A 16,968-nucleotide genomic window follows, 5' to 3' on the forward strand; every position below is an offset into this window, starting at 1 on the left:
GAAGAGACCGTAGAGAGGCGCGACGCCCTACCGCCAAGCAAGTCGTCGCGCCTCCTGGTTCCCACGAAGGGAAGCTCCATCATGCCTGCTTCTGCACAGGTCGCGCGCAGCATCTTCCCGTCCGTCATGGACCTGCTTAGCGTGTTCGACCGCCCAGTGCCCTGCCCTGGCTGCCGCGTACACGCCCCGCGCTGGACCTGGGTGCGCATCGACGGCCTACGCGTGCTGACCCACGACGGGGACCTGATCTGCCCCGCCGACCGTACGTTCGGCGCGCCGACCGGTCCCGCACCGTTGGCCGTGGTTGAGCCGCTGGGGGTGGCCGCGTGAGCGCCCCCGTGGTGCCGCTGACCGATCGCACCCGCCCCGCCGTGCAACCCCCAGCGCAGCATCTCGCCGACACGCCGTTGGCCCAGGGGCGGGCGTCTCGGGGATGGTCACAGCTTCAGGTGATCCGGTCGTTGATCGCGCTGGCCGAACAGTGGGGCTGGCAGATCGCTTCGGAGAACTCGCTCAAGGTGCAGCTCTCCCGCTGGGAGAACGGCGCCACTCCGAGCCAGACGTACCAGGTCCTGCTGTCCGCCGTTCTGCGTGCCACCCCGGCAGAGCTGGGCTTCGGTCGCACCGACCGTCCGTCCGCTCCGGGTCCGGACGTGGCCGCGCTTGCCGAGCGCGTGCAGGCTCTCGAAACCCTCGTGCTTCAGCTCTCTGCACGGCTCGGGGCGGCGGCCGCATGAACTACTTCCCCGAACCCGAGCACGCGGCCGAAGCAGCCGACGAAGACCGCAGCACCATGATCGCTCAGTGGCTGACCGTCAACGAGAACGGCCCGCGTGACGCCTTCTGGTGGCTGCTGGACGACGCCCTGAACGCGGAGGACTGGGCCAAGCTGCACGGCCAGTACCCGCCCGCCGGGCACGGCTACCCGAGGGAGGACCACGCGTGACGGTCTTCCCCGTCGCCCCTGAGGCCGTGGCTGGTGCTGCGGCCTCACTGGGCACCGACCCGATCACCCTGGCCGACATGCTGCGGGTGGCCAATTCCCCGGGCTTCGACCGGTGGCAAGAGCAGATCAAGCGCACGGGCGGCTGCTCCAACCCCATCCGCCTGATGGGCCAGACCGTCACCCGCGACGCCAAGACCGGCGACGTCCTGTACTCGTACTCCACGGCGGATGAGCCGGGCGGCATGCTCCGGGTGGCCTGCGGTAACCGTCGGGCCTCCCGCTGCCCCTCGTGCGCCTGGACCTATGCGGGGGACGTCTACCACCTGATCCGTGCCGGGATCACTGGCGACCCCAGGATGGGCATTCGCGGGGAGATCCGCCAGCACCCCGGAGTGTTCGCCACTCTCACCGCGCCCTCGTTCGGCCCGGTCCACAACCGGCCTGACTCTGGTCGCTGCCGCTGTGGCGTCCGGCACGCCGACGATGACCCCGCCCTGGGCACGGCGCTCGATCCCGAGCGGTACGACTACGCCGGGGCGGTGCTGTGGAACAACCACGCCGGGGACTTGTGGCGGCGCTTCACCATCTACCTCCGCCGGGAGGTCGCCGCCCGTGCGGGCCTGACCCAGACGGCCATGAAGGAGGTGTGCCGGGTCTCCTTCGGCAAGGTCGCCGAGTTCCAGAAGCGGGGCGCCGTGCACTTCCATGCCGTGGTGCGCCTCGACGGACCGGACGGACCCGACTCGCCGCCCCCGGCCTGGGCCACCATCGCCCTCCTCGACGGCGCCATCAAGGCCGCCGCTGCTCGGGTCGCCGTGCCGGTCCCGTCCGCCGGCGCTTTCGCCGGGCGCGTCCTGCGCTGGGGATCCCAGGTGGACGTGCAAGCGATCGGCAGCATGGACGGTGTGGAGCTGACCGATCAGACGGTCGCCTCCTACGTCGCCAAGTACGCCACCAAAGCCGCTGAGGCGACCGAGACCGTAGACCGCCGGATCGGGGAGCTAGCCGAACTCGACAAGCTGCCGTTGCCCGCGCACACCCGCCGCTTGATCGAAGCCTGCTGGGCGCTCGATGACGCCTACCCGGATCGGCTCCTGTGGCGCTGGGCTCACATGCTCGGCTTCCGCGGCCACTTCATGACCAAGTCGCGCGCCTACTCCTCGACGCTGACCGAGCGCCGCCAGGTCCGCGCCGACTACCGCGCCCGCCAAGAGCGTCGCGAACGCGGACTCCCCGACCCCGACGAAACGGAGGGCACCACGCTCACCCTCGCCCACTGGACCTACGCCGGACAGGGCCACACGCCGGGTGAGTCGTGGCTGGCCGAATCGATCGCAAAGGACATCCGACTGAACCGAGAGATCGCACGCGAAGCGCTGGCTGACATGCCGGATCACGAGACGGCGGGGGAGTGGTGATGGCTGATCAACTCTTGGACGTCAAGCAGGTAGCCGCTCGCCTTGGTACAGGCGTCCGCTTCCCTCGTCGGCTGATCGAGGAACGCCGCATCGCCTTCGTCAAGGTCGGTCGCAACGTCCGGATCTCGGAACGCGTGCTGGATGAGTACATCGCCGCGAACACCGTCCAGCCGGTGACCATTCGTCCTGGTGTGCTGCGGAGGGTTGCCTGATGGCGAACAAGCAGGGCAAGCGCCGCCGGTTCGGATCGGTCCGTCAGCTCAAGTCCGGTCGTTGGCAGGTCCGTTACCGTGATCCGAACACGGGACAGCTCCGCAGCGCAGAGCAGACGTACGCCACCAAGACCGATGCCGAAGTGGCATTGGCTCAGATCGAAGCGGACATCACTCGCGGTGCATGGGCCGACCCTGATGCGGGCAAGGTCCACTTCGGTGAGTACGCCTTGGCGTGGCTCAAGGACCGGAAGCTTGAGGACCGAACTCGTGAGCGCCATGAGTCAGTGATCCGGCTTCACCTGCTGCCTACCTTCGGCAAGCGTCCGCTGTCCTCGATCACGACGGCTCAGGTTCGATCCTGGCGTACGCAATGCCTCACTCAGACCGGTGAGCCGACCGTGGTCAAGGCGTACCAGATCATGCGGGCGGTTCTGAACACGGCCGTGGATGATGAGCTGATCCGGCGCAATCCTTGTCGGATTAAGGGCGCCGACCACTACGACGTGCCAGAGCGGCCCGTCCTCAGCGTGGCCGAGGTGTTCGCCGTGGCTGACGCGATGATCCCGCGCTACCGGCTGCTCGTCCTGCTGGCTGCCTTCACCGGGCTGCGCTTCGGCGAGCTGGCTTCCCTGCGCCGACGGGACATCGACACGGAGAATGGTGCGCTCATGGTCCGCCGTTCACAGGCAGAGATGCAGACCGGCGCTCTCTTCGACAAGGCACCCAAGTCGGCCGCTGGCGTCCGGCCGGTGGCCTTTCCGACCGAACTCCTGCCGGATGTGAAGGGACACCTGGAGAGCTTTGCCGGGGCCGGTCGTGATGGCCATGTCTTCGTCGGCCCTCGGGGCGGTCAGCTCCGCCGGAGCAACTTCCGGGACGACTGGATCAACGCGCGCACCAAGGCGGGCATCACGGAAGCCGTGCACTTCCACGATCTTCGGCACACCGGGAACACCCTCGCCGCCTCCGGGGCGAGCCTGCGGGAGCTGATGACCAGGATGGGCCACAGCACACCGCGCGCCGCGCTGATCTATCAGCACATGGTCAACGGCCGTGACCGCGAGATCGCCGATCGGCTCGGCTCGATGATCCGCAAGGAACGGGGGGAAGCGGACTCCTAGCGGACCTTGTGGCACGGGTGTGGCACGGCCGTGATCATGGCAAAGGGCCAGTTCGAGGTGATCAAGCCTCTGAACTGGCCCTTAGTCGTGTGCCCCCGGCAGGATTCGAACCTGCGACACCCGCTTTAGGAGAGCGGTGCTCTATCCCCTGAGCTACGAAGGCAGTGGTGCGGCGGCAGCGCCGGCGTGCGGCTGTGCCACCGCCCACAGTGTAGCGGCTGGCATGGTGACGGCTGGAAGCTTGGTCGTCTTGGCCGCCAGGTGGGTGGATCTGGCCATCGCAGGGGCGCGATGGACGCCGCGGAGAGCGGGGTCGTGGGGGAACGCGGATGCCGGGTGCTGGAGCTGTTTCTCGCCCGTTGCCACGCACGACCGCTTCGGCTTTGCGATCGCTCGGATGCTCGGGCGGCCTGGTAACCCCAGGCCGACCGAGGTCGGCCTATGGGGTGCGCCGTTGGGCACCTCAACCGTGCCAGGCCCGGGGGCAGTTGTAGGCGCGCAGGCGTTCCGGGCGGGTCCAGGCTGCCGTGGTGCGGTGTTGCGCGGCGGGTTCGTCCCGGGGCGTCAGGCGCAGGGTCAGGACCGCCATGACCGCCGCGAGTTCCTCGGCGCTCGGCTCGCCCCGCAGCACCCTCAGGGACGCGGCGGTAAGCAGGTCGGAGGGGGTCGGGGTCGGCATGATGTCCGGCGTCGCTGTCATGAGGCCTCCTACTGGGGCGGGTTGCCGTGCTTGCGGGTGGGCAGGGCGGCGGACTTGGCGGCGAGCATCGCCACGGCGCGGCTCAGGATCAGCCGCGTCTCGCGGGGGTCGATCACGTCGTCCACGAGGCCGCGCTCGGCCGCGTAGTAGGGATGGACCAGTTCGTCCCTGTACTCCTTGATCTTCTGCCGACGCATCGCCTCGGGGTCCTCGGCGGCCGCGATCTCCCGGCGGAAGACGACGTTGGCGGCGCCTTCCGCGCCCATCACCGCGATCTCGTTGGTGGGCCAGGCGAGGGCCACGTCGGCACCGATGGAACGGGAGTCCATGACGATGTAGGCACCGCCGTAGGCCTTGCGCAGGACGACCGAGACGCGCGGCACGGTGGCGTTGCAGTAGGCGTAGAGCAGTTTCGCCCCGCGCCGGATGATGCCCTCGTGCTCCTGGTCGACGCCGGGCAGGAACCCGGGCACGTCCACCAGGGTGATCAGCGGGATGTTGAAGGCGTCGCAGAACTGCACGAACCGCGCGCCCTTTTCACTGGCCCGGATGTCGAGCACACCGGCCATGGAGGCGGGCTGGTTGGCGACGATGCCCACGACATGCCCGTCGAGGCGGGCCAGTGTGCAGACGATGTTGGTGGCGAAGGCGGCGTGGACCTCCAGGTGGTCGCCGTCGTCGACGATCTCCTCGATCACCTTGCGGATGTCGTAGGAACGGTTGCCGTCCTCGGGGACCAGGTCGAGCAGGGCGTCGCCGGAGCGGTCCGCCGGGTCGCCCGTCGGATGCGTGGGCGGCAGTTCGCGGTTGTTGGAGGGGAGCAGGGAGAGGAGGTAGCGGACCTCCTCGAGGCAGGTGAGCTCGTCGTCGTAGACGAAGTGGGCGACGCCGGAGGTGCCGCCGTGGACGTCGGCGCCGCCGAGGCCGTTGTGGCTGATCTCCTCGCCGGTGACCGCCTTCACCACGTCCGGGCCGGTGATGAACATCTGCGAGATGTCGCGTACCGCGAAGACGAAGTCGGTGAGGGCGGGGCTGTAGGCGGCGCCGCCCGCGCACGGGCCGAGCATGACGGATATCTGCGGGATGACGCCGGAGGCCTTGGTGTTGCGCTGAAAGATGCCGCCGTAGCCGGCCAGGGCCGAGACGCCCTCCTGGATGCGGGCGCCCGCGCCGTCGTTCAGGGAGACCAGCGGGGCTCCGGCCGCGATCGCCATGTCCATCAGCTTGTGGATCTTCTGGGCGTGGGCCTCGCCCAGGGCGCCGCCGAAGATGCGGAAGTCATGGGCGTAGACGAAGACGGTACGGCCCTCCACCGTCCCCCAGCCGGTGATCACACCGTCGGTGTAGGGCTTCTTGGCCTCCAGGCCGAAGCCCTGGGCGCGGTGCCGGCGCAGGGCCTCGACCTCGGTGAACGAGCCGGGGTCGAGGAGGAGTTCGATGCGTTCGCGGGCGGTGAGTTTGCCCTTGGCGTGCTGGCGTTCGGTGGCCTTGGGGTCGGGTCCCGTACGGGCGAGTGCCTTGATGGTGTGCAGCTCCGTGAGACGGTCCGCCTCCGGGGTCTCGGGGGCGGTGCCGAGCACGGGAGCTTCGGGATCGGTGACGGTCATGATGCCTGGGCCCTTTCCTTCCTGTTCCGGGTGTCGATGAGGGCGTGCGGGCGGACGGAGAGCGGGTCGTGGGCGCGCAGCGTGGTACGCAGGCCCGGTGCGACGGTCGCGATGCGTTCGACGGCTTCCGGGGCGTAGAGCCATTCGGCGGACACCGGATACATGGCGGCCCGCCAGTCCCCGCCGCCGGCCAGCGCCGCGGCTGCGACATGGCCGTCGCACAGGGGCGTGTTGCGCACCGTCCAGCCGGCCGGGCGCCAGGACTCGGCGGCCTCGCCGAGGTAGTCGAGGTCGGCCGCGCGGGCGAGTCCGGTGCCGAGGCCCTTCAGATAGGCCTCCTTGCGGGACCACAGCCGGGCGAAGGCCGTCAGCCGGTGGCCGGGGGGAAGCCGGGTGATCTCCTGGCGTTCGGCCGGGTGCAGCAGGGGCAGACAGGCGTCCACGGTCTCCTGCGACGGCAGCGCCTGGACGTCGACGCCGACCCGGGTGCGGGCCACCGCGACGAGGGCCAGGCCGTGGCTGTGGGAGAGCGAGAACTCCGGGGCGCCCGGCAGACCGACCAGCACCGGCCGGCCGTGCCGCTCGCCGCACTCCTCGCACCACTCGCGTCCGAGGGGCAGTTTCCCGGGCTCGACGCCGGTGTAGGCGGACAGCACGCGGCGCAGACCCACATGGGCGGCGACATACGTCTGCCGGTCGCTGTGCCGGCGGTAGGCGGCCGCGTGCCGCCGCTCGTCCGGGTCGAGCTCACCGACCGGTACGTCCCGTGGCGAGACTGGGGCCGGGAGCAGCCACAGGTGCAGGTCCGACGGACCCGGCTCACGGGTCAGGCGCGGGGTGTTCGGTACGAGGGGGACGTTCACGTGCGCTCCTGGTTCCGGTCGTATGTGCCTGCTCGCGCCCGGCGGGAGCCGCGGGCCGAGTGCGGCTGCCGTCGGCGACCTCCGCGAGGAGCGCGGCCGCCGGTGCGATCAGGGCGCTCGCCCACGGCGCGGAGCAGGTGCCCGGGTGCCGGGTGACGGCGCCGACGAAGAAGCTCCCGGGGCGTGGTCGGCGGACGGCGGCGGGGGCCTCGGCGCGTGGATGTGGACGCGGTCATGGGCCGTCCCGCTCCGGCAGGCACTCCTCGAAGAAGGCGAGCGCGCGCAGGTGGTAGGCACGGGCCGTGCGGCCGAGGCTGATGTTGTGACCGGCGTCCGGCTGCCGGTCGACGACGACCCGCGGCGCGGCGCTCAGCCTCGCGCGCAGATCGTCGAGGGCGGCGGCGTCGTGTCGCCACCACAGTTCGTGCTCGGCGAACGTCAGGCGCACGGGGACGCGCACGCGCGGGGCGAGTGCGTCGAACACCTCCGGCCAGTCCGAGGCCGCCCGCAGCTCCTGTTCCGGGATCGGCTTCACGAGCTCGGCGCTGCGCTGGAAGGTGGCGGGCGGATAGAGCCCGAGCCGGCCCCAGTTGTGGCGCCACCGGGCCCGGTCGGGGCCGGCGAGCAGTTCCGCGGAGCGCGGGGCGTAACGGTGACCGCAGCCGGAGATGTCCAGGCCCAGCAGATCAGCCGGCGGGGCCTGGGCGGCCAGGGTCAGCGCGAGTTTGCCGCCGAAGGAGTGGGCGAGCAGGAACGTGCCCGTGCCGACGTCGTACCCGGCCTGGAAGTGGTCGAGCCCGGCCCGCAGCACGCGGGCCTGCCCGGCGAGGTCCATGCCGTCGGGGAGCCCGGCGGCCGAGTCGCCGTAGCCGGGCCGGTCGACGGCGAGGACCGCGAAACCGAGGTGCGCCCCCAACGCGCACAGGGAGGCGTCCGGTCGGGCCCCGCCGTCGAAGTACCCCGCGCTCATCCCGGCCCCGTGCAGTGCGACCACGGTGGCACGCGGCGGCGTGTCCTGGGGCGCGCTCAGCAGGGCCGACAGGGTGTGCCCGGCGGCATCCAGCGTGATCCGCCGCACGCGCGGGCCGACGGACAGGGACGGGGTGGCCATGGCGCTACGCCACCTCCGGAGAGCCGAACCAGTGGTGGAGGGCGGTGACGAGGCTGTCGACGGCGTCGGCGAGCTCCGCTTCGGTGGCGGGGGCGGCGTCGGAGGTCACCGGGGCAGGTGCCTGCGGGGCTGCGTCGTACGGGTCGGTCATCGTGTCGGTGTCCTTTCCTGCGGCGGTCGTGTCCTTTCCGCCGGCGGTCCAGGCGACGTGGCCGTCGGGGCGCACCAGCAGCGCGGTCGCCTGCGAGAAGACCTCGGGGTTCTCGGGGGTGGCCCTGACGACCGAGATCCGGTCGGCCCAACCGGCCGCGGCGGCCCGGAGCTCCGGGGCGTCGGCGAGGTCGAGCAGCACGCCCCGGGCCGGGTGGAGCAGGTCGGTCGTGGTCGTCCGGGTGCCGTCGGCCAGCGTCAGCGGGCGCGGGGGCAGGCGTCGGCCGAGCAGGGGGTGGGTGCCGGGGCCCAGGTCGTAGGTGATGTCGAGGTGGCTGACCACGCCGGCCAGTCGGCGGCGGACCTCCTCCAGGGCCATCAGCTCGCCGAAGACCGTGCGCACCGGGTCGGCCTCGGCACCGCCGAGGAAGATCACGCCCTGCGCCCGGGTGTTCATCAGCAGCCGGGCGCCGACCGGGTGCCGTTCGTCGTGGTAGGTGTCGAGGAGGGTGTCCGGCACGTCCCCGCGGATCACCGCGGCCAGCTTCCAGCCGAGGTTGACCGCGTCCTGCACGCCCGTGCTGAGTCCCTGGCCGCCGGCCGGGAGATGGACGTGCGCGGCGTCCCCGGCGAGCAGCACGCGGCCCCTGCGGTAGGCGGAGGCCTGCCGGGTGGCGTCCGTGAAGGAGCTGACCCAGTCGGCGCCGCCCCCGGCCAGCGACTCGCCGGTGATGCGCTCCCAGGCGGCCGCGACCTCGTCGAACTCCACGTCCTCGGGCCGGTCACCCGCGGGCGTGCCGTCCTCGCACACGATGATCCGGTCGACGCCCGGCTTCAGCGGCGCGGCCATCACCATGCCGTTCTGCAGCCGCTCCCCCAGGAAGCGGGGGCGGATGTCGCAGCCGGTGACGTCGGCCAGGTACATGCGGCGTGTGGCCGGCAGCCCGGGGAAGTCGAAACCGGCCGCCTTGCGGACGACGCTCTGCCCCCCGTCGCAGCCCACCAGGTACGCGCCGCGCACCCGCTGTTCGCCCTCGGGCGTGGCCGCCACGATCTCGACGCCGTCGCCGGAGTCGGCCAGCTTGGTCAGCTCCCAGCCCCTGCGGATGTCCGCGCCCAGCTCACCGGCCCACTCCTCCAGGACGGCCTCGGTCTGGGACTGCGGCACGCCACGCGCGCCGAAATGGGCGTCCGCCAGGACGGTGTAGTCGAACTGCACACCGCCGAAGTGGCCCATCGGGCTCTTCTCCAGCGCACCGAACCGCGGCAACAGCCCCCGCTGGTCGAACACCTCCATCGCGCGAGCCGTGAATCCGAGCCCCCGGGACTGCCCGGTGGGCTCCGCCAGCTTCTCCACGACGACCACCCGGGCCCCGCCCAGCCGCAGTTCCCCGGCCAGCATGAGGCCCGTCGGCCCCGCGCCGACGACGATCACATCCGTGTCCACAGCGCTTCCTCTCTGAGCCTCGCTGAAAAATTCCGAGTCGATGCCGAAGGGAACGAACCGGAGCAAGCCGTCTCTCACCGGTTCTGTCCGTAGGTCCGTCACAGCCCGGGGTCGGGCCGCCCGAACCAGTGGCGGATCGCCGCCGTGGCCGCCCATGGGTCCGCGCCCGCCCAGGCGACGTGGCCGTCGGGGCGGACCAGCAGCCCCTCGGCGCCGTGCAGCGGCCCGTCGTCGTCCGGTCGTACCGCCACCGAGGTGACCCGGTCCGACCAGACCTTGCCGAGCCAGCGCAGTTCGGCCCGGGCCGCGTCGGAGACCAGCAGCAGTCCGCGTCCGTCCCGCAGCGACTCCGCGACCCCGACCGGGCCGTCCGGTGTGGGCAGCGTGCCGAGCGGGAGGCGGGCGCCGAGCAGCGGATGGGTTCTGCCGCCCACGGGATAACGGATGTCGAGCCCGGTGATCATCGCCGCGAGACGGTCCCGCGCGGGTCCCGCGGCGATGAGTTCGCCGAGCAGGGTGCGCGCCGCCTCCACCTCCGGTCCGCCGAGCAGCAGCAGCGCCTGGGCCCGGATGTTGGCGAGCACGCGGCGCCCGACCTCGTGCCGCTCGTCGTGATAGGTGTCCAGCAGCCCCGCCGGGACCCGGCCGCACGCCACCGCGGCCAGCTTCCAGCCGAGGTTCGCGGCGTCCTGGAGGCCCAGGTTGAGCGCCTGACCGCCGCTCGGCATCTGGCGGTGGGCCGCGTCCCCGGCGAACAGCACCCGCCCGTGGCGATACCGCTCCAACTGCTGGTTGGCGTCGCCGAACGCGTTGAGCCACACCGGGCGGCCACCGCTCAGATCCTCGCCGGTGACCTGTCGCCACACGTCGACGACCTCGGCGAAGTCCGGCGGAGCCGTCCGCCGCCGCGCCGGGCGGCCGAAGGCGTGCACCATCACCCGGGTGACCCCGCCGGGCATCCGCGCCGCGATCGCCAGCCCGTGCTCCCGGCGCTCGAAACGCCGGTTCTGGATGTCGACCCCGGAGATGTCCGCCCGCAGCAGCTCCCGCACGGCCGGCGTACCGGGGAAGGCCGCACCCGTCAGCCGCCGGACGGTGCTGTCCTCGCCGTCGCAGGCGACGACGTACGCCGCCCGCAGCCGCCTTACGCCGTCCGGAGTGTCGGCCGTGAGCTCCACGTACCCGTCCACGTACCCGTCCGCCGGCCCGTCGTGCTGGGTGAGTTCGCGCACCTCCCAGCCGCGCCGGATGTCGGCACCGAGGGCCCCGGCCCAGTCCTGGAGGAGTTCCTCGGTCCTGGTCTGGGGGACCTTCCACTGACCCGAGTAGGGGCCGGGCACGGTCAGATCCATCGGTACGCCACCGAAGTGCCCCCTGGGCTCGCGCGGCGGGTCGCCGAGCGCGTCCAGCAGTCCACGGCAGTCGAGCAGCTCCACGGTGCGGGCGTGCAGCGTGGAGGCACGGGACTCCGTGGTGGGGGTGCGCAGCCGTTCCAGTACGACGACGTCGGCGCCCCCGAGGCGGAGCTCGCCGGCGAGGAACAGGCCGACGGGGCCCGCCCCCACCACGATGACCCGGGTGGCCCGGGAGGTGTCGGAGGCCATGGTCAGCGGCTCTTCTCCGCGTAGTCCCTGGCGTGGCCGAGCGTGGCGCGGCTGTTGGTGCTGAGCGCGCCCTGGACGTACTCGCGGGCGTCCTCGACGGTCGCGTCGGGGCCGAGGACGCGCGCGATGTTGTCCGGGTTGAGCACGACCGTGTGCTGCGAGGTGGCGGCCACCCCGCGCGGGTACTCCTCGAACGTCCACAGGCCGGTGTGCAGGGTCATCAGGGCCGGCAGGGTGACCTGCTTGTAGGCGATCGCGCGGTGCGGGAAGGTCACCCGGTACGACTTGGTGGTGTGCGTCGAGCCGTCCTTGGCCCTGGTGTCCATCTCCAGGACCTGCAGGCCGGGCGTGGGCTCCTCGAAGGCGACGCGGGCCACGTGCGGCAGCCGGTCGACCCACAGCTGGGCCTCATTGATGAAGTCGTAGACGTCCTTCGCCGAGCCCTCGATCAGGACCGTGTCCTCGAAGGAGAAGGTGAGTTCGCGCGCGGCGTGGGCCCGCTCGACGTTCTCCTTGAGGGCGGCCAGCTCCGAGCGGGAGTTGCGGTCGACGGCCTCGTCGATCCAGGCGAGGCCCTCGGGGTCGTCGTCGACGGCGCGGTAGTCGTGCAGCAGCCGTACCAGCGCGTCGCCGCCCGGCAGCTCCTCGATCACCCAGGCGCCGCCCATCGCGGCGACCGGGGGAGCGGAGACCTCCTGACGGAAGGTGATCCGGCGGTTGCGGGGGTCCAGGGTGCGGCGCGAGGTCCAGCTCTTGGCCGCTCCGTTGGCGGTGGCCCAGATGCGGATGCGCTCCTCCTGCTCGCCCTTCTCCAGGTGGTCCACATGGATGGTGGGCGGGAAGATCTGCGGCCAGTTCTCCACCTCCGCGATCAGGCGGTAGACGGCGTCGGCGGGAGCCGAGACGGTGATCTCGTGCGCCACCTCGCGGGTCGTTGCTTCCGTCGTGGTCACGTCCTCGTCCTCTTCTTCCTCGGGTACGGGCTCGGGTGCGGTCGGTGCGGGGCGCGGGATGCGGTCGTTCGGGCGGGGTCAGAAGTTGCCGAGGCCGCCGCAGACGTTGATCGCCTGAGCGGTGACGGAGGCGGCGGTGTCGGAGGCCAGGTAGCCGACCATCCCGGCGACCTCCTCGGGCGTGGAGTAGCGGCCGAGCGGGATCTTGGCCTGGAACTTCTCGAGGATCGCGTCCTCGGTGGTGTCGTAGGCGGCGGCATAGCCCTGGCGGACCCGCTGGGCCATGGGGGTCTCGACGTATCCCGGGCAGACGGCGTTGACGGTGATGCCCGTCGGCGCGAGCTCGTTCCCGAGGGCCTTGGTGAAGCCGACGACGCCGTGCTTGGAGGCGGAGTACGGGGCCCCGAGGACCACGCCCTGCTTGCCGGCGGTGGACGCGATGTTGATGATCCGGCCCCAGCTGCGCCCCCGCATGCCGCCGGTGTTGAGCACCTCGCGGGTCATCCGGAAGACGCTGTTGAGGTTGGTGTCGATGACGTCGTCCCACAGCTCGTCGGGGACGTCGGCCGTCACCCCGCCGCCGCTGCGGCCGGCGTTGTTGACGAGGACGTCGACGGCGCCGAAGCGGTCGACGGCGGCCTGCACGAAGGTACGGACCGCCTCCCGCGAACGGACGTCGACGGCGGCGCCGTCCGCGTCGATGCCCTCCTCCTGGAGCCGCTTGACCGTGGCGGCCACGTTGTCGGCGTCGCGCGCGCCGATGAACACGCGATGCCCGGCCAAGCCCAACTGCCGGGCGGCCGCGAGGCCGATGCCGCTGGTGGCCCCGGTGATCAGTGCGACCCGCTGCGTCTGCTGCTGCGGCATGCTCTCTCAACTCCCTTGAACGGGGGACTGCGTGGACTGCGAGGGGGGGCGCCGCCGACGGCCGTGCTGATGGCGCCGACGGCGGCGGGATCACGAGACGCCTGGTGGGGCGGGGCGTCAGGCCGCGGCCTGCGTGCCCTCGCCCAGCTGGGCGTTGACGGCGTCGATGAGGGCGCGCGGCGTGTTGTTCTCCGACAGGACGTCGTCGTCCAGGACGATGCCGTACTCGCGCTCGATGCGGCCGCCGGTCTCGAGCAGCGCCAGCGACTCGTAGCCGAGGTGCTCGAAGTCCTCGTCGAGGATGTCGCCGTCGAGGTCGACGCTCTCCTCGGCCCCGGCGCCCTCGATCAGGATGCGCTTGAGGTCGTCGAGGGAGAACTGCTTTGTTTCCACGGTGAGTTCCTTTCGGATGGTTCGGATGCATCGAATGGTTCGGATGGCTGGGGTGGTCGTGTGCGGCGACGGTGCCCGGGTGGTCAGGCGATCGCCCGTACGACGGCCGCCGAGTTGAAGCCGCCGTGGCCGCGGGCCAGCACCAGCGCCGTCCGCAGCTCGCCGGCCCGCGGCCGGTCGACGACCAGGTCGAGTTCGTAGTCGGGCGACGGCGTCACGTGAACCGTCGGCGGGATCACCCCGTCGCGCATCGAGAGGAACGCGGTGGCCAGATCCAGGGGTGCCGCGCCCGAGTACAGGCGGCCGGTCATCGTCTTCGGCGCGGTGACCGGCACGCCCCTCGGCCCGAACACCGCCGTGATCGTCTCCGCCTCGATCCGGTCGAGCTCGGGGTCGGCCGCCGCGTCGCAGAACACGACGTCCACCTGCTCGGCCCCCACCCCGGCGTCGTCCAGGGCGAGTTCGACCGCCCGGCGCAGGCCCGGCGGGCGCTCGCTGCCGGGCGCGGGATCGAACGTCGCGGCGTATCCGGCGATCTCCCCGTAGATCCGCACGCCACGCGAGCGCGCCGACTCCTCGGACTCCATGACGAGCAGTGCGCCACCCTCGCCGGGCACATGCCCGTCGGCCGCCCGGTCGAAGGGCAGATACGCCTGACTGGGCTCGTCGCGCGTGGTCAGCCGCTGCGCGGCGAGCTGGGCCACCCAGCCCCACGGGCAGATGGAGGCGTCCACGGCCCCCGAGACCACGACCGCGGTCCCCTTGCGGATCAGCCGGCGCGCCTGCGCCACCGCGTCCAGACCGCCGGCCTGGTCGCTGACGACCACGCTGCTCGGGCCCTTCATGCCGTGCCTGATGGAGATCTGTCCGCTGTTGACGGCGTAGAACCAGGCGAACGACTGGTACGCGCTGACGTACTGGCTGCCCCGGCCCCACAGCGCCTGCAGTTCGCCCTGGCCGAACTCGAAACCACCCGACGAACTCGCCGTGACCACGCCCATGCTGGACTCGGGCCACTCCTGCGGCCGGATCCCGGCGTCCTCGAGCGCCCAGTCGGCGGCGACCAGCGCCAGCCGGGTCATCCGGTCGGTCTGCGGCAGCAGCCGGCTCGGCAGGTGTTCCTCGGCGGCGAAGCCGGGGATCTCACCGGCCAGTCGCGCCGGATACCGCGACGGGTCGAAGCGGGTGATCCGCCCGATGCCGCTCTTGCCGGCGAGCGTCGCCTCCCAGTAGTCCCGGGCGCCCAGCCCGTTGGGGGCCGTGATGCCCAGCCCGGTCACCACCACCGCGGTCATGCCGCACTCCTCTCGGGACGCGCGAGCACCATCGCGCTCTGGAATCCGCCGAACCCGCTGCCCACCGTCAGCACCGCGTCGGTCAGCTGTTCGCGCGCGGTGACCGGCACGTAGTCCAGGTCGCACTCGGGGTCCGGGGTGTGCAGGTTCGCCGTGGGCGGCACCACGTGGTGCTCCATCGCCAGGGCGGACGCGGCGATCTCGATCGAGCCGATCGCGCCGAGGGAGTGCCCCACCATCGACTTGATGGAGCTCACGGGGGTGCGGTAGGCGTGCTCGCCCAGGCTCTTCTTGAAGGCGGCCGTCTCGTGCCGGTCGTTCTGCTTGGTGCCGGATCCGTGGGCGTTGATGTAGTCGATCCGGTCGACGTTCATCCGGGCCTCGTCCAGCGCCACCGTGATGGCCTCGGCCATCTCCGCACCGTCCGGACGCAGCCCCGTCATGTGGTACGCGTTGCTGCGGGTGGCGTAGCCTGCGATCTCGGCGTAGATGTGCGCCCCCCGCCGCCGTGCGCTCTCCAGCTCCTCCAGGACGAACACCGCACAGCCCTCGCCGAGCACGAACCCGTTGCGGGTGCCGTCGAAGGGACGTGATGCCTGCTCGGGGGCCTCCTTGCGCGGGGTCGTGGCCTTGATGGCGTCGAAGCAGGCCATGGTGATCGGTGAGATCGGCGCGTCGGACGACCCGGCGATCATCACGTCGGCCGAGCCCTCGCGGATCAGCTCGACCGCGTAACCGACCGAGTCGATGCCGGAGGTGCAGCCGGTGGACACCACGGAGTTGGGGCCCTCCGCGCCGACCGCCCACGCGACCTCGGCCGAGAAGGAGCTGGGGACGAAGTAGTTGTACAGATGCGGCACCGCGTACTCGTGGTCCACCAGGTGCAGCCGGCCGCCGTCGCTGACGATCCGGTATTCCTCGTCCAGGCCCGTCGTGGCGCCGACCGCGCTGCCGATGGTGACGCCCACCCGGTGCGGCTCGTGGACGGCGAGATCGATCCCGCTGTCCGCGACCGCGCCCCGCGCGGCGACCACCGCGAACTGGGCCGCCCGGTCCATCCGGCGGACCTCCTGCGGGGTGAGGCCGTGCTGCTCGGGGTCGAAGTCCATCTCGGCGGCGACCTGCGAGCGGAAGGGGCTCGGGTCGAAGAAGGTGATCCCGCGCGTGGCGGTGCGCCCCTCGCTGAGCATGTCCCAGAACCGGTCCTTGCCGACGCCGCCGGGCGCCAGCACCTCGATACCGGTGATGACGACTCGACGGCCGCTCATCGGGACGCCTCCCAGGAGTAGAAACGCGTGGCCATGGCATCGGCGGGCGACCGCCAGGTGGCGGGGTCGTACGCCTGTATGTAGGGCCTCAGGTCCTCGCTGATGCGCACGAAGCGCTCGTCGGACTTGGCCTCCTCGATCAGCTCGCCGCCGTTGTCCGCGTCGAAGTCCTGCAGATGGAAGTACAGACCTCGGTACTGGAAGAGCTGGCGGCGTCGCGTGCCCATCAGGTGCGGCATCTCGGACTCGTCGAACGCGCCGAACAGCTTGGCGACATCGGTTGCCGAGCCCGGTTCCATCCGAGCCACGATCAAGGTGCTGTGCATGAGCTCTCTCCTTGGAAAGGGTGCGTGGGATGTGGGGGCGGAAGGGAATGTGTGCGCGGAAGGCAAGAGAACGGGAATACGGTGTGCGGGCGGGAAAACGGAGGGCAGAGGAAAGTCCGGATTCCGTCAGTCGATGCTCCGGCAGATGTGCGGATGGTCCCTGTCGATCTCTTCGTCCTCGCCTGCCAGCAACCAGGCGGGTGCCTGGGGAACGGGCGCGTCGTTTTCGTCCTTCGCCCCGGAGCGGATCTCGGAACGGGGCTGGGAGAACGTCTGGGAATACGTCTCGGAGTACATCTGGGTCACACCTCCCTGGGGACTCAGTCCTTGATTTCGCAGATGGGTGCGCCGGAGGCGAGAGAGGCGCCGACCGCGGCCGACAAGTCCTTGATGGTGCCGGATTTGTGGGCGTTGAGGGGTTGTTCCATCTTCATGGCCTCGAGGACGACGATGAGGTCGCCTTCCTTGACTTCCTGGCCTTCTTCGACGGCGATCTTGACGATGGTGCCCTGCATGGGGGAGGCGAGGGTGTCACCCGAGGCGAGGGGGCCGGATTTCTTGGCGGCGCGGCGCTTCGGCTTGGCGCCGACGGCCAGGCCGGTGCGGGCCAGGGACATGCCCAGGGAGGCGGGCAGGGACACCTCCAGGCGTTTGCCGCCGACCTCGACGACGACCGTCTCCCGG

Annotated in this window: 20 protein-coding genes and 1 tRNA gene; 6 read left to right on the forward strand and 15 right to left on the reverse strand. The window is 71.3% G+C overall.

Features of this window, described 5'->3' with window-relative positions; all coding sequences use genetic code 11:
• The first annotated feature begins 81 nt into the window (after positions 1-81).
• From ACIRVK_RS28790 to ACIRVK_RS28815, 6 genes are read left to right on the forward strand one after another with little or no spacing between them, the layout of a single operon-like run.
• Complete coding sequence (locus tag ACIRVK_RS28790; protein ID WP_404252053.1) at positions 82-330, forward strand: hypothetical protein; 249 nt, start codon at positions 82-84, stop codon at positions 328-330.
• Positions 327-737, forward strand: a complete 411-nt coding sequence (locus ACIRVK_RS28795; protein WP_404252055.1) for an XRE family transcriptional regulator — start codon at positions 327-329, stop codon at positions 735-737. The genes ACIRVK_RS28790 and ACIRVK_RS28795 overlap by 4 nt, the downstream gene beginning before the upstream one ends.
• A complete protein-coding gene (locus ACIRVK_RS28800) occupies positions 734-946 on the forward strand; it encodes a hypothetical protein (RefSeq protein WP_404252057.1) in 213 nt (70 codons plus the stop codon). The genes ACIRVK_RS28795 and ACIRVK_RS28800 overlap by 4 nt, the downstream gene beginning before the upstream one ends.
• A complete protein-coding gene (gene repSA, locus ACIRVK_RS28805) occupies positions 943-2,364 on the forward strand; it encodes a replication initiator protein RepSA (RefSeq protein ID WP_404252059.1) in 1,422 nt (473 codons plus the stop codon). Before ACIRVK_RS28800 ends, repSA begins: the two co-directional genes overlap by 4 nt.
• Positions 2,364-2,576 carry an excisionase family DNA-binding protein gene (locus ACIRVK_RS28810; RefSeq protein WP_404252061.1) on the forward strand — a complete coding sequence of 71 codons (213 nt, stop codon included), beginning with the start codon at positions 2,364-2,366 and terminating at the stop codon, positions 2,574-2,576. The genes repSA and ACIRVK_RS28810 overlap by 1 nt, the downstream gene beginning before the upstream one ends.
• On the forward strand, positions 2,576-3,700 hold the full coding sequence (locus ACIRVK_RS28815) for a tyrosine-type recombinase/integrase (RefSeq protein ID WP_404252063.1): 1,125 nt from the start codon (positions 2,576-2,578) through the stop codon (positions 3,698-3,700). The genes ACIRVK_RS28810 and ACIRVK_RS28815 overlap by 1 nt, the downstream gene beginning before the upstream one ends.
• Before the next feature lie 90 nt (positions 3,701-3,790).
• On the opposite strand, the gene ACIRVK_RS28820 is transcribed toward ACIRVK_RS28815, so the two are convergent.
• From ACIRVK_RS28820 to ACIRVK_RS28890, 15 genes are all read right to left on the reverse strand, one after another.
• Positions 3,791-3,863, reverse strand: a tRNA-Arg gene (locus tag ACIRVK_RS28820).
• A 300-nt stretch (positions 3,864-4,163) separates the two neighbouring features.
• Positions 4,164-4,400, reverse strand: a complete 237-nt coding sequence (locus ACIRVK_RS28825) for an acyl-CoA carboxylase subunit epsilon (RefSeq protein WP_404252065.1) — start codon at positions 4,398-4,400, stop codon at positions 4,164-4,166.
• Positions 4,401-4,408: 8 nt separating this feature from the next.
• Positions 4,409-6,007 carry an acyl-CoA carboxylase subunit beta gene (locus tag ACIRVK_RS28830; RefSeq protein ID WP_404252067.1) on the reverse strand — a complete coding sequence of 533 codons (1,599 nt, stop codon included), beginning with the start codon at positions 6,005-6,007 and terminating at the stop codon, positions 4,409-4,411.
• The gene (locus ACIRVK_RS28835) at positions 6,004-6,870 is read right to left on the reverse strand and encodes a 4'-phosphopantetheinyl transferase family protein (RefSeq protein WP_404252069.1); all 867 of its coding nucleotides are present in this window, start codon (positions 6,868-6,870) and stop codon (positions 6,004-6,006) included. Before ACIRVK_RS28835 ends, ACIRVK_RS28830 begins: the two co-directional genes overlap by 4 nt.
• 232 nt (positions 6,871-7,102) lie before the next feature.
• A complete protein-coding gene (locus ACIRVK_RS28840; protein ID WP_404252071.1) occupies positions 7,103-7,981 on the reverse strand; it encodes an alpha/beta hydrolase in 879 nt (292 codons plus the stop codon).
• Positions 7,982-7,985: 4 nt separating this feature from the next.
• Entirely contained in the window at positions 7,986-9,533 is a 1,548-nt protein-coding gene (locus ACIRVK_RS28845) for an FAD-dependent monooxygenase (RefSeq protein ID WP_404252093.1), read from the reverse strand.
• 143 nt (positions 9,534-9,676) lie between these two features.
• Positions 9,677-11,182: an FAD-dependent monooxygenase gene (locus ACIRVK_RS28850; protein WP_404252073.1), complete on the reverse strand. Its 1,506-nt coding sequence runs from the start codon at positions 11,180-11,182 to the stop codon at positions 9,677-9,679.
• Positions 11,183-11,184: 2 nt separating this feature from the next.
• Complete coding sequence (locus tag ACIRVK_RS28855) at positions 11,185-12,135, reverse strand: aromatase/cyclase (protein WP_404252075.1); 951 nt, start codon at positions 12,133-12,135, stop codon at positions 11,185-11,187.
• Between the two features lie 78 nt (positions 12,136-12,213).
• Positions 12,214-13,002 carry a 3-oxoacyl-ACP reductase FabG gene (fabG, locus tag ACIRVK_RS28860; RefSeq protein ID WP_404252077.1) on the reverse strand — a complete coding sequence of 263 codons (789 nt, stop codon included), beginning with the start codon at positions 13,000-13,002 and terminating at the stop codon, positions 12,214-12,216.
• Between the two features lie 117 nt (positions 13,003-13,119).
• Positions 13,120-13,395: an acyl carrier protein gene (locus tag ACIRVK_RS28865; protein ID WP_404252079.1), complete on the reverse strand. Its 276-nt coding sequence runs from the start codon at positions 13,393-13,395 to the stop codon at positions 13,120-13,122.
• Between the two features lie 83 nt (positions 13,396-13,478).
• Positions 13,479-14,690 carry a ketosynthase chain-length factor gene (locus ACIRVK_RS28870; protein ID WP_404252081.1) on the reverse strand — a complete coding sequence of 404 codons (1,212 nt, stop codon included), beginning with the start codon at positions 14,688-14,690 and terminating at the stop codon, positions 13,479-13,481.
• The gene (locus ACIRVK_RS28875) at positions 14,687-15,958 is read right to left on the reverse strand and encodes a beta-ketoacyl-[acyl-carrier-protein] synthase family protein (RefSeq protein ID WP_404252083.1); all 1,272 of its coding nucleotides are present in this window, start codon (positions 15,956-15,958) and stop codon (positions 14,687-14,689) included. The genes ACIRVK_RS28870 and ACIRVK_RS28875 overlap by 4 nt, the downstream gene beginning before the upstream one ends.
• Positions 15,955-16,284 (reverse strand): TcmI family type II polyketide cyclase, encoded by a 330-nt coding sequence (locus ACIRVK_RS28880; RefSeq protein WP_404252085.1) that lies wholly within the window; start codon positions 16,282-16,284, stop codon positions 15,955-15,957. Before ACIRVK_RS28880 ends, ACIRVK_RS28875 begins: the two co-directional genes overlap by 4 nt.
• A gap of 126 nt (positions 16,285-16,410) precedes the next feature.
• The gene (locus tag ACIRVK_RS28885; RefSeq protein ID WP_404252087.1) at positions 16,411-16,581 is read right to left on the reverse strand and encodes a hypothetical protein; all 171 of its coding nucleotides are present in this window, start codon (positions 16,579-16,581) and stop codon (positions 16,411-16,413) included.
• 23 nt (positions 16,582-16,604) lie between these two features.
• On the reverse strand, positions 16,605-16,968 hold a 364-nt coding region (locus ACIRVK_RS28890), incomplete at its 5' end, for an acetyl-CoA carboxylase biotin carboxyl carrier protein subunit (RefSeq protein ID WP_404252089.1).

The sequence above is a fragment of the Streptomyces sp. NPDC101152 genome, assembly GCF_044768275.1.
Classification (GTDB): Bacteria; Actinomycetota; Actinomycetes; order Streptomycetales; family Streptomycetaceae; genus Streptomyces.

Excerpts from the sequence above, each read along its gene's own strand:
- ACIRVK_RS28790 (WP_404252053.1), top strand. The coding sequence starts at position 82 with ATGCCTGCTTCTGCACAGGTCGCGCGCAGCATCTTCCCGTCCGTCATG.
- ACIRVK_RS28800 (WP_404252057.1), top strand. The coding sequence starts at position 734 with ATGAACTACTTCCCCGAACCCGAGCACGCGGCCGAAGCAGCCGACGAA.
- ACIRVK_RS28810 (WP_404252061.1), top strand. The coding sequence starts at position 2,364 with ATGGCTGATCAACTCTTGGACGTCAAGCAGGTAGCCGCTCGCCTTGGT.
- ACIRVK_RS28815 (WP_404252063.1), top strand. The coding sequence starts at position 2,576 with ATGGCGAACAAGCAGGGCAAGCGCCGCCGGTTCGGATCGGTCCGTCAG.
- ACIRVK_RS28825 (WP_404252065.1), bottom strand. The coding sequence starts at position 4,400 with ATGACAGCGACGCCGGACATCATGCCGACCCCGACCCCCTCCGACCTG.
- ACIRVK_RS28830 (WP_404252067.1), bottom strand. The coding sequence starts at position 6,007 with ATGACCGTCACCGATCCCGAAGCTCCCGTGCTCGGCACCGCCCCCGAG.
- ACIRVK_RS28840 (WP_404252071.1), bottom strand. The coding sequence starts at position 7,981 with ATGGCCACCCCGTCCCTGTCCGTCGGCCCGCGCGTGCGGCGGATCACG.
- ACIRVK_RS28845 (WP_404252093.1), bottom strand. The coding sequence starts at position 9,533 with ATGCTGGCCGGGGAACTGCGGCTGGGCGGGGCCCGGGTGGTCGTCGTG.
- ACIRVK_RS28850 (WP_404252073.1), bottom strand. The coding sequence starts at position 11,182 with ATGGCCTCCGACACCTCCCGGGCCACCCGGGTCATCGTGGTGGGGGCG.
- fabG (WP_404252077.1), bottom strand. The coding sequence starts at position 13,002 with ATGCCGCAGCAGCAGACGCAGCGGGTCGCACTGATCACCGGGGCCACC.
- ACIRVK_RS28870 (WP_404252081.1), bottom strand. The coding sequence starts at position 14,690 with ATGACCGCGGTGGTGGTGACCGGGCTGGGCATCACGGCCCCCAACGGG.
- ACIRVK_RS28875 (WP_404252083.1), bottom strand. The coding sequence starts at position 15,958 with ATGAGCGGCCGTCGAGTCGTCATCACCGGTATCGAGGTGCTGGCGCCC.
- ACIRVK_RS28880 (WP_404252085.1), bottom strand. The coding sequence starts at position 16,284 with ATGCACAGCACCTTGATCGTGGCTCGGATGGAACCGGGCTCGGCAACC.
- ACIRVK_RS28885 (WP_404252087.1), bottom strand. The coding sequence starts at position 16,581 with ATGTACTCCGAGACGTATTCCCAGACGTTCTCCCAGCCCCGTTCCGAG.